At 58.0% G+C, this 13,935-nt stretch carries 16 protein-coding genes; 9 read left to right on the top strand and 7 right to left on the bottom strand.

Features of this window, described 5'->3' with window-relative positions; translation table 11 throughout:
* The first annotated feature begins 40 nt into the window (after positions 1 to 40).
* Genes MHX53_RS03080 through MHX53_RS03090 form a run of 3 tightly spaced genes read left to right on the top strand, consistent with a single transcriptional unit; the run spans position 41 to position 2,384 of the window.
* Complete coding sequence (locus MHX53_RS03080; RefSeq protein ID WP_239271249.1) at positions 41 to 853, top strand: trimeric intracellular cation channel family protein; 813 nt, start codon at positions 41 to 43, stop codon at positions 851 to 853.
* A 14-nt stretch (positions 854 to 867) separates the two neighbouring features.
* A complete protein-coding gene (locus MHX53_RS03085; RefSeq protein WP_239271250.1) occupies positions 868 to 1,941 on the top strand; it encodes a phosphotransferase in 1,074 nt (357 codons plus the stop codon).
* A 32-nt stretch (positions 1,942 to 1,973) separates the two neighbouring features.
* Positions 1,974 to 2,384 (top strand): Rieske (2Fe-2S) protein, encoded by a 411-nt coding sequence (locus MHX53_RS03090; RefSeq protein ID WP_102239459.1) that lies wholly within the window; start codon positions 1,974 to 1,976, stop codon positions 2,382 to 2,384.
* A 27-nt stretch (positions 2,385 to 2,411) separates the two neighbouring features.
* On the opposite strand, the gene MHX53_RS03095 is transcribed toward MHX53_RS03090, so the two are convergent.
* The 4 genes from MHX53_RS03095 to MHX53_RS03110 are packed head-to-tail and all read right to left on the bottom strand — an operon-like array spanning position 2,412 to position 5,159.
* Entirely contained in the window at positions 2,412 to 2,834 is a 423-nt protein-coding gene (locus MHX53_RS03095) for a hypothetical protein (protein ID WP_102239460.1), read from the bottom strand.
* Entirely contained in the window at positions 2,831 to 3,880 is a 1,050-nt protein-coding gene (locus MHX53_RS03100) for a serine hydrolase domain-containing protein (RefSeq protein WP_239271251.1), read from the bottom strand. Before MHX53_RS03100 ends, MHX53_RS03095 begins: the two co-directional genes overlap by 4 nt.
* A gap of 33 nt (positions 3,881 to 3,913) precedes the next feature.
* Complete coding sequence (locus MHX53_RS03105; protein WP_239271252.1) at positions 3,914 to 4,489, bottom strand: winged helix-turn-helix domain-containing protein; 576 nt, start codon at positions 4,487 to 4,489, stop codon at positions 3,914 to 3,916.
* A 25-nt stretch (positions 4,490 to 4,514) separates the two neighbouring features.
* Positions 4,515 to 5,159 carry a hypothetical protein gene (locus tag MHX53_RS03110; protein ID WP_239271253.1) on the bottom strand — a complete coding sequence of 215 codons (645 nt, stop codon included), beginning with the start codon at positions 5,157 to 5,159 and terminating at the stop codon, positions 4,515 to 4,517.
* A gap of 112 nt (positions 5,160 to 5,271) precedes the next feature.
* Between MHX53_RS03110 and MHX53_RS03115 the strand changes: the two genes are divergently transcribed.
* Complete coding sequence (locus MHX53_RS03115) at positions 5,272 to 5,844, top strand: hypothetical protein (protein WP_239271254.1); 573 nt, start codon at positions 5,272 to 5,274, stop codon at positions 5,842 to 5,844.
* Here the strand turns inward: MHX53_RS03115 and MHX53_RS03120 are convergent.
* The 3 genes from MHX53_RS03120 to MHX53_RS03130 all read right to left on the bottom strand — a co-directional run bounded on the left by MHX53_RS03120 (position 5,841) and on the right by MHX53_RS03130 (position 8,605).
* Entirely contained in the window at positions 5,841 to 7,112 is a 1,272-nt protein-coding gene (locus MHX53_RS03120; RefSeq protein ID WP_239271255.1) for a HAMP domain-containing sensor histidine kinase, read from the bottom strand. The two genes, MHX53_RS03115 and MHX53_RS03120, sit on opposite strands and share 4 nt — an antisense overlap.
* A 3-nt stretch (positions 7,113 to 7,115) precedes the next feature.
* Positions 7,116 to 7,916 carry a response regulator transcription factor gene (locus tag MHX53_RS11760; protein WP_239271256.1) on the bottom strand — a complete coding sequence of 267 codons (801 nt, stop codon included), beginning with the start codon at positions 7,914 to 7,916 and terminating at the stop codon, positions 7,116 to 7,118.
* Positions 7,917 to 7,984: 68 nt separating this feature from the next.
* A complete protein-coding gene (locus MHX53_RS03130) occupies positions 7,985 to 8,605 on the bottom strand; it encodes a hypothetical protein (RefSeq protein WP_239271257.1) in 621 nt (206 codons plus the stop codon).
* A 46-nt stretch (positions 8,606 to 8,651) separates the two neighbouring features.
* Between MHX53_RS03130 and MHX53_RS03135 the strand changes: the two genes are divergently transcribed.
* The 5 genes from MHX53_RS03135 (at position 8,652) to MHX53_RS03155 (ending at position 13,914) form a co-directional block, all read left to right on the top strand.
* Positions 8,652 to 8,909, top strand: a complete 258-nt coding sequence (locus MHX53_RS03135) for a hypothetical protein (RefSeq protein ID WP_005882666.1) — start codon at positions 8,652 to 8,654, stop codon at positions 8,907 to 8,909.
* A gap of 67 nt (positions 8,910 to 8,976) precedes the next feature.
* Complete coding sequence (locus MHX53_RS03140; RefSeq protein WP_239271258.1) at positions 8,977 to 9,183, top strand: copper ion binding protein; 207 nt, start codon at positions 8,977 to 8,979, stop codon at positions 9,181 to 9,183.
* Positions 9,184 to 11,337, top strand: a complete 2,154-nt coding sequence (locus tag MHX53_RS03145; RefSeq protein WP_239271259.1) for a heavy metal translocating P-type ATPase — start codon at positions 9,184 to 9,186, stop codon at positions 11,335 to 11,337.
* Positions 11,334 to 13,088 carry an ATP-binding protein gene (locus tag MHX53_RS03150; RefSeq protein ID WP_239271260.1) on the top strand — a complete coding sequence of 585 codons (1,755 nt, stop codon included), beginning with the start codon at positions 11,334 to 11,336 and terminating at the stop codon, positions 13,086 to 13,088. Before MHX53_RS03145 ends, MHX53_RS03150 begins: the two co-directional genes overlap by 4 nt.
* A gap of 103 nt (positions 13,089 to 13,191) precedes the next feature.
* The gene (locus MHX53_RS03155; protein WP_239271261.1) at positions 13,192 to 13,914 is read left to right on the top strand and encodes a response regulator; all 723 of its coding nucleotides are present in this window, start codon (positions 13,192 to 13,194) and stop codon (positions 13,912 to 13,914) included.
* Positions 13,915 to 13,935 lie beyond the last annotated feature (21 nt).

Raw genomic sequence — 13,935 nt, forward strand, 5'->3', positions numbered from 1 at the left:
CCACAGCCCGCTCACCCGCCTTCAACACCCAAAGGAACACATGGATCTTCCCAGCGCGCAGCTTGTTCTTCTTCTCGCTGACCTCGTTGGCGTGTTCTTTTTCGCTCTGTCCGGAGCGGTCACCGCAGCACGCCAAAACTACGACATCACGGGAAGTTTCATGCTGTGTCTGCTGGTCAGCCTGGGCGGCGGAATTACACGTGACCTCATGCTCAACGAAGTGCCCGCGTCACTCCAGCAACCCATCTACTTGCTGCCACCGGCAATCGCTACGGTCCTCGTGTACCTGATCGGCACACCCGCTCTGCGCACCCGCCGATCCATCATCTTCTTCGACGCATGCGGATTGGGCCTCTTCGCGGTGTCCGGCACCATTATTGCGCTTACTCACGACCTCCACCTGGTCTCGGCAGTGTTCTTAGGAATTGTCACCGGAACTGGTGGCGGACTATTGCGCGACGTCGTCGCCAACCAAAATCCCGCCCTGTTCAACGCCTCCGACCTGTACCTCACACCTGCGTTTATCGGTGCCCTGCTCACCGCGATCCTGTACTCCAACGGAATCTGGTCGTACTGGATCATGTTCGGCATGATCGTTCTGGTTGTCACCGTGCGCCTTCTGGCCATCTACTTCCGCTGGCAACTGCCGTCCACCGTTCGTGGCTGGACGTATCCCAGGTTGACTGAAAAAGCCCGCCGCCTGCGTGATTTGGCGCGCTTAAGGCGCGCAACCAACCCTGCCCGAGGTCGTTCCAGTCAGCAGTATCTCCCACCTCGGCGGGATAAGAGTGACAGTGGCCCCGACCCCGCTGGTCCAACAGACCCGTCCAACCCAGACCAACCACCCCAGTGACGTAGTCTTGTTATATGAGCAGGTCACTTCGCACACTCACCGATGAAGACATCCGTGTGCTCGTCAGCAACAACTTTGGCCTCGACGTCCATTTGGAACGCTTCCTGTCTGGCGAAACTGCGATCAATGCTCGCGTCACATCTCAAAACACAGCCTATGTTTTTAAGGCCGAATACCCGTCGCGCACCATGACCCCCGAATACGCCGATTGGCTGAGCACTGTCCACCAGGCTGCATATGAATCGGGCGTTCCGGTGGCTCAGCAACTGCCGGCCACACACCCCTTTCAAGCGAGCTCGGGACAGTCGTCCGGGTGCGTTTCGGTCGCGCACGTCAACGACGAACCGGTGGTTGTGCGCCTTCAGAGCTTCCTCGACGGAACTGAAGCGGCCACGGCACAGCTCACCGATGACTACCCCACCCAGGTGGGAACCCTCGCCGGCCACGTGGCAACCGCCCTGGCACGTGTGCCCGCGGCCCCCGACATGATCCTGCACCCGTGGGCGTTCGAATCCACCGGCGTGAACGCCAAGTTCGCGTCCGAACGACTCCAAACCTGGGAGGCCTCCGGGCACGTTCCCGCCGATATCGGCACGTCGCTCACCCGCGTGCTCGCATTCTCACGCCACGTGGCTCACGACTTTGAAACCACCGTCAAACCGATACTGAACGACTTCCCGCAACAGGTCCTCCACCAAGACATTAACGACCAGAATGTGCTGGTCAGCGACGGAAAAATCACCGGGTTGCTGGACTTTGGGGACTGCCGGGTTGCCGCTCGGATGGCCGAGGTGGCAATCGCCTCCTCCTACGTCCTCACGGTGCGTGGGAGCGGGAGCGGGGAACCACCTCGGGACGTTATTTCCCGCGTAGCGACCGCCTACCAAGATGCCACCCAGGGCACCGATCAGTACTTGTCCAGCACGGAGCTTGACGCTCTAGAAACAGCGGCGATCGCCCGCCTATGCCTGGGTGCGTGTACGTGGGCTGCCCGCGTGCTGACCACCCGGCCTCAAGAACCTGCACACGCATACGGTCAGAAGCGTTTGGACCGCACGTGGCCCGTCATCGAACAACTGGCGCAGTAAAACACCCGGACCAGTGATCAGAGAGGAACAGCATGAATCAGCACAGTCGCCGTCAAGTTTTTAAAGCAACAGGTGGCGTCGCCGCAACCGTTGCGGTCGCCGGTGGGCTTTCGGCGTGCGTCAACGACTCCTCGAAGACCGAGGATGCTGAACCGGAAACCGTTGCGAAAGATAAAGTGCCGGTAGGTTCAGGTGTTGTTGCCGGAAGCTACGTGGTGGTTCAGCCAACCAAAGGTGACTTCAAGGCATACACTGCGGTGTGCCCGCACCAGGGCTGCCTGGTGCGCACGGTCACCGAAGAAGAAATCGTCTGCCCGTGCCACTCCTCCGGCTTCTCAACCCAAGACGGGGCCAAACTGTATGGTCCGGCGAATGACGGGTTGAAAAAAGCTAAAGTCGCTGACAACGGCGACTCTTTACAAGTGGGGCCGCTGGAAGGCTAAGCCTGCATTGCGCTAGAGCCGCCCCGCTTAGAACAGTACCGGTGCGAACCAGAACAGAACGGCAAGCACTAGAAGAACCACAGCGGTGATGACCGTGCCAACGCCTTGGCGGCTTCGCACTTTCACGCCGTCGCTTTGAAGCGATGCCACCAACTGCGCGTTGTCTTCTTTTGACGGCCACAGTTGCACCACACGGAACGCGATGAATCCCAGCAACAGAAGAGCCACGATCCACGCAATACCCAGTACTCCGTCAAAGATAAAGAACAAGCGAACCAGCACGAAGTACGTAACTGCCCCGGCAGCCACCGTCATGAGCCCACCTCGTGTGAGGTGTTTGCGGGCTTTGGGTGTGCGTTCACCTCGTGTGGGGCGAACCTGCCAGGCGTGCGTTCCTAGGGTCATCAGCAGAAGGAGAACACCGACAAAGGGAATGAGAAATTGAATCATTTCGTGTTCTCCGCATCGAACAAGTAGTCAATGACATCGTCAGAGTTGGTAGCGGTGTTGTTGAGAACGACCACGCCGTCGCCGTTTGCGTTGAATCCGGCAAATGACGTGTATCCGCCGGTTGCTCCGTTGTGCGAAATCACCGTGGCACCATCCTTTTCTGTTGTGCGCCATGCCAGACCCAGTTTCTTTGTATCGTTTTCAGCGCGAACCTTGGTGGGTTCAGCTGACGACCCCGGCGCTTTCCCGTCCCTGACAGCAATGAGCCATGTGCTTAAGTCCCGAGTCGTTGACCGGATGGAACCCGCAGGAGCGTTCGCGTGCAAGGTCCACGCTCCTGCTGGAAGACCTTTTGCGGTGTACCCCGTAGGGTGGCCGTCGGGTAGGTCGTCTGGCGTAGTGGGAACCGTTGTCTGGTCCATGCCCAGTGGTTCGAGCAGTCGTTCACGCACCAAAGTGGAGTAGTCCTTGCCGGCTTTTTTCGCAACCGCCTGCCCCAGAAGTGCGTACCCGGTGTTTGAGTACGCAATCTCACCCGGGGTGACATCAAGATCAGCCAAGATTTCAAGGAACTGCGGTAGATCAGCAGTGTACGGATCTTTCCGCGTGAGGTTGCTACTCATGTTGACGCCTGCAATGCGGGGGAGTCCCGAGGTGTGCGTCGCCAACTGCTCCATGGTCACCTCCCCTGCGGAGGTCCCCTTCAGTTCGTCGAAAACGTTGTCAACTCGGGTATCCGCGCTGAGTTCTTGACGTTCAATCGCGTCCGCAAGAAGGTGTGCCGTGAACGTTTTCGTGATCGAACCGATCTCAAACACGGTGTTTTGGTCGGCTCCCCAACCGGCAAATGACGGTTCGCCAGACGGGGGAATGATCGCTACCGCGGCTTCACGTCGGTACCCGTGTGACAAGTATGGTCCGGTGGTGTCGAGCACGTGCTGATCGCCGGTTCCGTGGTGTGGAAAACCGAACGACCACGGCACGCAGATCGCAGCAACGGCGACAACGACGCACGCCACGACTCCAGCTATGAGTGTTCTTTTCATGAGTGCTCCCTTGGGTGGTTGAGGTGATTCCTGTTATTCCTGGGCGGCCAGAATGATGGTGAGAAAGGGAATGACTTTGGATGCTGGGACCTCCCACTGGCCACGCTTCACAGACCGGATCCATCCTGTTGCGTTGAGCTGGCTCAAGTGGTGGTATACCTGCCCTGACGTGCCTACTTGTTCAAGTTCTGCCAGTTTCGCCGAGGTGGTTGTCCCGTTGATGATTGCCAAAAGCAGGGTGAGGCGGATGGGGTGGGCGATGGCCTCGAGAGCGGGCGATACCGCGAAGGCATCTGTGTTCTTAAGGTGTTCGGAAAAGCGTCCGTACTGCCACATGACTGGACCGCCCTCAGTTTCTGCCGTTCCGGCGAACATGACAGCAGGCTGGTCGTAGCGTTGAGCCAGTTCGTTGAGCGCCCACAAATCTTGCGCGTAAGAGTCAGCCGGGAGCTTGGGCTGTGTGACTCCAGCGTCATGTGAGTCTTCCCGTGCGTCATTGCCCCCGCCACTCAGCTGCTCTTCAACGTCACGTAAACGCGCATCGAGTTGGGACAGTTGCTGGGTGATTTCTTGGCGCAGTGTCTGAAGTTCGTCGTATGAACTGCTCATACACTAATAATACATAATTCCGTAATTACGTAAATAGCCCAATTCCCAGTCCGATAACGAATCCCACCAGCGTGGCGATACACGAAGCCGGCCGGATCATCGACAGCCTGCGCCGGAAGCGGTTGCGCACGCTAAAAACTTCGTTGGGGTCGGGGCCCAAATCGTTTGAGGTAGCGCGAGTATCAAACACCACGCGGGCTGGTGCTTGCGGGTCAATACGCACCGGAATAGTGGCGCCGGAACGCAATTTCAATGCGTCAACCGCTGACAGTTTCCACACCAGCTCCGACCTATAGACCCGGCTTGAGCTACTTGCGACGTCCAGGGAGACAGTCAAAGTCTTAAATGACCCGTTCGATGTCGAGTTCAGGTAGCGAATACGCGCAAGTCCCGGCGTGCCCTCCTGCTCGAGCGCGTTCGCGGTGCTCATACTGATCGCAATTCGCGAAGCCGGCATGGTTCCAATCACCAGGAGAACCCCGCCCATCAGACCAATGAGCAGTGGCCACATGAGCGTGAGAGCTGATGAGTACTGCGGATGCCCCACGTTGAACAGAACGTGGACGGCCCATCCGATGACCGCGCCTAAACCGTAACCCACGCACAACCACAGCGCCGACCGGCCCAATGGCAGGTTTCGGCTGAAGTCTGTCGAAGAATTTGCGTGCACAGTTATCACTCGTCACATGGTGGATTCGACGAAAGTTTAGTGACGCCACACGACCGGACCGCAAACCTGAGGGGTCGCTCCGGTGAACTTCAGTGGGCCCTACACTAGTGGGGTGACCCAAACGTCAGAAAAAGAAGTTCAGCTTGCCACCGCCCCGTGGATGATCGCCCGAGGTGTTTTGGGCGTTATCTTTGCAATCGTCGCCGCGTTCGTGCCTCGTGAACAGTTAGGTTCCGTTGCTCAGCTGGCCCTCCGTGTCGACTTTGTCGACTATCTGCTCATGGGCTACATCGGGCTGAATGCGCTCTTTTTGGTGGGCCAGGGTTCCGCCACGAAACCGCTACGCACTCACCTGTGGGGTCAAGCCGTCATTGCGATCCCGGCCCTGGTTTTCCTTATGTTCGCCAGCTACCCTGGTCAACTCCGCGCAGCCGTTATGGGGTGGGCACTCCTGCACGCGGCACTTGAACTGTGGATGTACAAAGACATGCGCGGAACGGCGTCAGCGTCGGACTACCTGTACTCCGGAATCGCACACGCGCTCTTGGGAATTCTGCTACTGTTCGGCAACAATTTCGGAGCCCTCACCATCATTGGTTTCACCTCGGCGGCTGTCCTTATCGCAGGTGTCCTGTACATTCTGGGGGGACTCACGCGACGCAAACAGGGCCACAAAGACTCTTAACCGCCAACTAGCGTGGCCCTACTCGGGGAGAAAACCACCTCGGCCTGGGCGCCCCCTTCAGGAGCGTTCCGGAACTCCATGCGCATACCCAACAGCTTCGCCTGGCCCTGCGCAATCACCAGGCCCAAGCCCATACCTCCACCGCCGGAGGACACAAAACGGGTGGGCCCCTTGGCGATGATGTCCGCCGGATAGCCCGGGCCGCTGTCGGTCACAACCACTGAATGTGGCGTGGTTTCGATCCGGATGGGGTCGGCCCCGTGCTTGATCGAATTGGCGATCAGATTAGACACGATGCGTTCAAAGCGACGCGGATCTGTAGTGATCTGCGGGGACGGATCTGCATACACTTCCTGGATCTCGTGATCCACAATGAGCCCCGACGACCGCAGATTCAGGAGCAAGGACTTGAGCATGTGGTTGATGTTCACCGTCTCGAAATCCGGCGTGGTGCTCCCGGAGTCCAGGCGCGACACCTCCAGAAGATCCTCAACGAGGGTCTGCAGACGCTCAGTCCGCTCACGCACCAACTCAGCCGGACGAGAATCCTCCTCCAAAAGATTCGCCGCATTCACCAGACCCGTCAAAGGCGTGCGCATTTCGTGCGCCAAGTCTGCCGTAAACCGCTGTTCAGAATCGAGTCGTTCAGCAAGGCGCTCGACCGCGGTATCAACAGCTTCTGCAAACGCGGTCACCTCATCGTTGCCGTGTTCGACCACATCAGAAATGCGGACCGTGGTGTCACCTGAAGCGATCCGACGTGCGGCCTGTGCCCCCAGCGTCAGGCGGCGACTAATCTGACCTGCAACAACAAACCCAATTCCACCAATCACCACAGCTGAGACCAGCATGGAAATCAGGATCGCGCGGTCGATGTCGCCAACCAACTCACGCGACTCCGCCGTCGTTGTCCGCACCGAAATGACCGCCGTGTGCGAACCCACCTTGATGGGAGCGGCAGCCCACACGACCTCGGTGTTATCAATTTCTGACCGCATGGTCACGGACTGACCATTGAGAGCAGCTTCCTTGGCCGCCTGTGGCAACGCCGGGTCATCGATTGCTGCGTTGAGCGTGAGAACACCGGTTTCAGAGTAGATCGATGAGGCTTCGCGCAACTGGCTGGAAATGTTGTCGCGCATGCGGTTGTCTTCGGCGCGCGCGGCAGCTTGACGCACAATAAGACCGCACGTGAGCACCGCGATGACCACACTCGTGACAATCACGATCAGGATCTTGAACCTGAGTGAGGCAGGGCGAAGTCGCATGGGTTACGCGCAGAACCTGTAGCCGAAACCGCGCACGGTTTCGATCATGGCGGCACCGATCTTCTTGCGGAGTCGCTGGATATGCACGTCCACCACGCGGGAGTCGCCACCCCATTCGTAGCCCCACACGGTGTATGCGATCTTTTCGCGCGAAGACACGTGCCCCACTTCTTCGGTCAGCAACATGAGGATCCGGAGTTCGGTGGGTGTTAAGTGGATTTCTTCACCGTTGACGTAGACCATGCAACGAGCGGTGTCCAAAACCAATGTGCCTAGCCGGTTCTCTACACGGATTTCCGTAGACGACTGCTGGCGCGGCGTGGGGTTGGTGTGCCCCGGCGTGGGTCCTAAGACTTCCGGGATACCCTGCGTGTCCAGTGACACGGAGCTCTCTTCTTCCGGGTCCTCCGACTGTGGAGAAAAACCCATCTGCGCGCTTTCCGCGGTAATGAAGCGTCGCACCACCGTGCGAATGCGAGCGTTGAGCACCTGCATGTCGAACGGTTTGGTCAGATAGTCGTCGGCGCCTGCTTCCAGCGCCTGAACAATGTCGATGGGCTCTGAGCGCGCAGAGATGACAATAATAGGTACGTTGGAACGTTCCCGGATAGCGCGAGTGATGGATGCACCGTTCATGGTGGGCAACATCAGATCCAGCAAAACAACGTCGGCGCCCTGCGACGCAATGAATTCGTATCCGTCACGCCCGTCCTCAAAGCCAGTGACGGTGTACCCAAAGCGTTCGAGAGCGAGTTGCGTGGTCTCACGAATCACCTCGTCGTCTTCGACAAGAACAATGTGCACACGCGCCCCCTTTCACAAGCTTTACCTAATACTAGTCCAGCTGAGTCTAGTTGAGTTGGCGTCAAGTTTTAATCAAGCCGGCTGATACGCTGGCCCGCTTCAAACTTTCCGTCGTGGTAGCGGAACACGCGTACGGCCCATCCAGAAGGGCAACACGGTTCGTCATTGGGTTTGAACACTGACTCTTGTGCAACCAGCGTGCCACCCCGCCCGGGTGTCACGGTGAGTTCGTTGCCCACCAAGATGAGCTCGATATTGGGTTGCCCTTCGCGTTCTCCAATCACCACAGTGGCAAAAGACTTTCGGTCAGCCGGTGTGTTGATTTTGGCCATTTGAAACTTGTCGCCAAGAACAACCAGCGCAGGGTCCATTTCCATACATGATTCACACGCCAGCACAATGTCGTGAATCTCATCAAAGCCCTTCACGTTGCTCACCGACGGGTTTTGTAGGAGTTCGTCGCGGATTTGGGTGGCGCTGAAGGGTTGGTCGCGGGGTCCCGCTTCCGAGGTGGGAGGGGCTTCTGGTGCGTTGTCGACGTGCTCTTTTTCGACACGCAGGCTGGTATCGGGTCCGCACGCCGTGAGTGAACCAGCCAGTCCCAGCGTGCAAACAAGGGTGACGAGAGTTCGATAAGAAGAGCGGAAAGACGCCTTGAAGTGCGTGGGAATATACGGCGTCGATACCATGTTCTCAGTGTAGTGACGAAACATGTCAAGAGAAAATGGTGAAGGTATGACTTCCGCGCACAAGCGTCCGGTCGCAGCTCCGTACAAACATGCAGTGATTTTTGGAGTGATTTGCGCTTGGGTTGTTTTGATCGTGACGATCGTTTCGATGGGCGCGTGGAAATCGTCTCAGGCACTGTTGCTCGCCGTGGGCTTCTCCGCCGGAACTTTCGTTGTGGTCACGCTGATCGCTATGGGTCTCAACGCGGTGGTCGCCAAGCAGCACCATGAGAGTGACACGCAAGACGGCCCTGTGCTGCACTAGAGACCCGCGCTTCAGCAACGATGAGTGGCACACATGTGAAGCACACAAGTTAAAAGGAGTAAGCGTTATGCCATCCACAACTTTTTCAGTTTCCGGAATGACCTGCGAGCACTGCGTTCGTGCGGTGAAACAAGAAGTCGGTGAGATCAGTGGCGTCACGCAGGTAGAGGTTGAGCTGGACACCCCATCGACCGTGACCGTGCAGTCGACGGAACCCATCAGCCAACAGGATCTTGTAGCGGCTATCAACGAGGCCGGTTACGAGGTCGTCTAAATGTCTGGCACGCGTACACGCGACGTCGAACTCGACATCACAGGAATGACGTGTTCGTCGTGTGCCAACCGCATTGAGAAGAAACTCAATAAACTCGACGGGGTTCAGGCCACCGTCAACCTGCCTTTGAACTCCACTTTGGTGGAAGTCGATCCAGACGTTCCCAACGACCTGCTCCTCGCGACTGTCGAAAAAGCCGGATATTCGGCCACGGTTCACAACCCAGTCGATCCAGTCCCGGACAACCCTGACCCCCGAGGGTTCAGGCCTCGGTTACTCGTGGGCTTCATTCTGGGTATCCCCGTGGTCGTCATTTCGATGTTCGTCCACTTCCCTGGCTGGCAGTGGGTGGTTCTTGCGCTCGCCCTGCCCATCATTACGTGGGGCGGTTGGCCATACTATGTGGCTGCGTATAAAGCCGCCCGAGGTGGTTTAGGGACCATGGATACGCTCATCACCTTGGGTGTATGGGCAGCCTGCGGATATTCGTTCTACCGGCTTATCCGGGCAGTGAGCACCCAGGGTTTTGCGATTTCACCCCACGAATATGTGTGGTTTGAATCGGCTGTCGCTATCATCGTGTTCATCACGCTGGGACGCCTCATTGAAGAAGGCGCGAAGAACCGCGCCACGCGCGCGCTCAAAGAGATGCTTGAGCTGGGAGCGAGCTCCGCGAACGTGATTCGTGACGGCCGTGAATGGAAAGTCCCGGTCGAAAAACTCAGCGTGGGTGACGAGTTCCGCGTGCGTCCAGGCGAAACGATTGCCACTGACGGTGAAGTGATCAGTGGCGAATCCGCAGTCGACGAATCCGCCCTGACAGGTGAGCCCACTCCGGTTGACGTAGGTCCGGGATCCACCGTCACCGGTGCAACAATCAACACCACTGGATCCATGGTTGTGCGTGCAACCCGCGTGGGAGAGGACACTGCCTTTGCCCACATTGCCAAGCTGGTATCCCGCGCTCAAACCAGCAAACCAGCCATGCAACGGTTGGCCGACAAAATCTCCGGAATTTTCGTCCCCGTCGTCATCGTCTTTGCGCTCCTCACGCTCATGGTGTGGGGCGTCAAGGGAGACTGGACCGGTGGCCTCTACGCCATGATCGCCGTCCTGGTCGTTGCGTGCCCGTGTGCTCTGGGACTGGCAACCCCCATTGCTGTCGTGACCGTTTCTCAGCTGGGATCTGAAAACGGAATTGTGGTCTCTGGGCCAGAGGTTATGGAGCACGCACGCAAAGTGACCACCGTTGTGCTCGACAAAACTGGCACGCTCACACGGGGACACATGCAGGTCGTCAGCCACGACCTCGGCGAGCGTGAGCTCACCCTTGCCGCGAACGCTGAACGCAACAGCGAACACCCCATTGCGCGTGCGCTGGCCGAAGCCAGCACGGAAGAACTCGACGTCACCGACTTCACCAGTATCCCGGGTGGGGGAGTGCGCGCCACGGTGGACGGGCACTCCGTTTTGGTGGCCCGCCCGCAACTTGTGAGCGAAGAAACCGGCGCGCAGATTCCGCCAAGCGACACCACGCGAGTGGCAGTTGCTATCGACGGGAAATACGCGGGTGCTGTCGACGTGGCCGACACCATCAAAGACAGTTCAGCCCACGCGATTGCCAGCCTGCATAAGTTGGGGCTGAAAACCGTGATGCTCACTGGCGACGCCCCCGGACCCGCCAACGCCGTTGCCAACGAACTGGGCATTGACACGGTGATCGCGGACGTTCGGCCTGAGCACAAGCTCGACCACATTGATCAGCTACAAAAGTCTGGTGAGCACGTGGCCATGGTGGGCGACGGAGTCAACGACGCAGCCGCGTTAGCCCAGGCCAACCTGGGGGTAGCCATGGGCGAGGGGACAGACGCAGCGATTGCCGCCTCGGACGTCACCCTCACCCGCTCAGACCCCGCCGCCATTCCCGCCGCGATCCGCCTAGCCCGCATGGGCGTTGCACTCATCAAAGTCAACCTGTTCTGGGCTTTTAGCTATAACCTGGTCATGATCCCATTCGCGATGTTCGGAAAACTCGACCCCATGCTCGCGGGTCAAGCGATGGCGATGAGCTCGATTCTGGTGGTTCTTATGTCCCTTGTTTCTGTGGTTCCGATGTCACGCGTGCTCGCAAAAACCATGCAGGGGAACGCGTGAGCACCACGCAAAAAACGGGCTGGTTGCCCATGGGTGTCGCTGGGCGAATCCTGGTGGCGTCGTCCGTTTTGCTTCTGGGGATCGTGATTGTCATCTCCACGGTGCTGTACATCTTCTTTTCGGACCGGCATGCGCATGAGGAAGAAGAGCGCGTGATTGCCACCGCCGAGGCCGTTGCCACTACCTCTGATCTGCACAGTTTGGGACGTGCCCGGCTTTCGGGAACCTTGTCGGAATTCAAACGACTCAACGAGCTCGATCTGCTGGTGTCTGTTCCGCTTGATGAACTTGAAAGCGGCAAACTCAGTGTCAGCGACCCCACAGATGTCGTGGGGGATAAAAAGGTACATCGGATAGGAACCCAGTCACCAACCGGTGAGAATCTAGATGACCTGCCCAATTTTTCCCCGAGTGTCCTCAAACGAGTGGAAGACGGACACACTGCCACCGTGTATCTGGCCAATGAACGCGGAGGAACCCTGTACACACTTGTGCCGGTCAAACCCACTCCGCCCGGATATAAGCGTGCGGTAATTGTTGCCGGAATTGACAGGTCAACGGTCCGGGCGAGTTTTCAACCGGTTGGAAACCTGCTGATTGCCAGTGGCGCGTTCACGTTCGTACTGGGAACGGCGGCGATTTGGTTGACGTCACGTGGGCTCAAGCGCGTCACCGGCGACTATGGGACCACGGAGTTGGCGCGCCTGATTGCGTATTACAGGTCCGTGCTAGAAGCAGTGAACGACGGGTTGCTACTCGTTGACAGAAACGAGGGGATCGTTCTGTATAACGACCCTGCTCGCGAACTGTTAGGACTACCGGAAACCGAAACGTCTGTTCAGTTTGACCAGTTGCCCGTGCCAGAAACGTTGCGAAGCTTGATTGCCTCAGGCAGGTTTGTGCGCGATGAAATTCACTACACCTCAAACCGGGTGCTCCTGGTCAATCAGCAGCCGGCACGAGAGCACATGCAAGAAGAACTCGACGTTGACACGTGGGTGGTCACGGTTCGTGACCACACCGAACTACGAAAACTTACCGGTGAGCTGGTGTCCATTCGATCGTTCTCAGACTCATTGCGCTCGCAGACGCACGAATTTGCCAACCGGATGCATATCATTGCGTCCCTCATCGAGACGGGAAGCCCGGAAGAAGCACTTGAGTTCGCTACCCAAGCTGTCGCTCACACCTCGACCGCACCGGAAGATCTGCTGGGCGGGTTTAAGCAGCCTGTTCTTGCAGCGCTTGTGTACACCAAGCTCGCTCAGGCCAAAGAAGACAACATTGACCTCCACGTCGACGCGTCCAATCTGGAAAGCCGAATCCCCGGTGATGAACGCGACTTGGTCACGGTCATTGGCAACTTGCTCGACAACGCTTTCGACGCGGTAAGTCGGCCCGATATTCCAGCCGAACGCAAGCAGGTGGAACTTACCATGTCAGGGTCTTCCGCCTCGGGATACATTGTGACCGTACGCGACGACGGACCCGGAATCCCGGACGAGGCCGTGGACCAAGTTTTTGAACGTGGCTGGTCAACCAAGCACCATGGCGTTGAACACGATACGGGGCAGGGGACCAAAAGCGACGGATCGCGTGGAGTGGGTCTCGACATTGTGGTCCAGGCCGTCAAACGGCTGGGTGGTGCAATCGACGTAGACGGAGGACTTGGTGACGAAGCAGAGCACGGTGAACTACGCGGAGCGGAGTTCTCAGTATGGTTACCGAGCGAGTCAGATGTGTCCGGTTGATGATCAGATGTGTCGCCCTTGGCACACAAAATTGCACACTTAACTACTACCGTTGGCTATAGTTCGAAACAAGAACAACTGGTCGTGCAGAGTGTAGGAACTAATGTCGCGTAGTAGTGAACAGAAGTTTGGCGTACTCGTCGTTGAAGACGAAGCTATCGCTGGACGTGCGCACGCGAACTATGTAAGTCGACTAGATGACTTCTATGTCGTGGGTATTGCGAAGAACGCCAGCCAGGCGCTGGCTGTCATGCTGGGCCAGGTTCCCACAATCGACGCGAAAGCAATCGACTTGATTCTCCTGGACATGAACCTGGGTGACGGCCATGGAATCCAGCTGTTGCGAGCATTCCGCACACACCGCGTCAACGTCGATGCGATTGCAGTGACCGCATCACGTGAAGTCAACGTGGTTCATAACGCGAAGAGCCTGGGCGTATTCCAGTACATCGTCAAACCGTTCACGTTCCCGGTTTTCCAGGCCAAACTGGAAGCCTATGTTGCGTACCGACGCTCACTGGAAGACTCACCAGAAGAAGCGTCACAACAAGACATTGACGCCCTCATGTCCTCATTTACAAGCAAGCCCAAGGCCCGGCTGGCCAAGAAGGTTCCCGCTGATATCCAGCACGCCGTCCTCGCTGCGATGAAGGGTGGGCGGGCATATTCTGCCGCCGAGGCGGGCGGTCTTATGGGGGTATCTCGCGTGACCGCTCGCAGGTACTTAGAAGCGATGGCCGACGCCGAAATTCTGAAACGGCAGCCCCGGTACGGCTCCGCCGGCCGGCCGGTATTGGAATACACCCTGCCGGACGACGAAGAGTAAACCAGGCGGATTATCCGGGGC

The sequence above is a fragment of the Brevibacterium sp. ACRRH genome (genome assembly GCF_022346365.1).
Lineage (GTDB): Bacteria > Actinomycetota > Actinomycetes > Actinomycetales > Brevibacteriaceae > Brevibacterium > Brevibacterium paucivorans.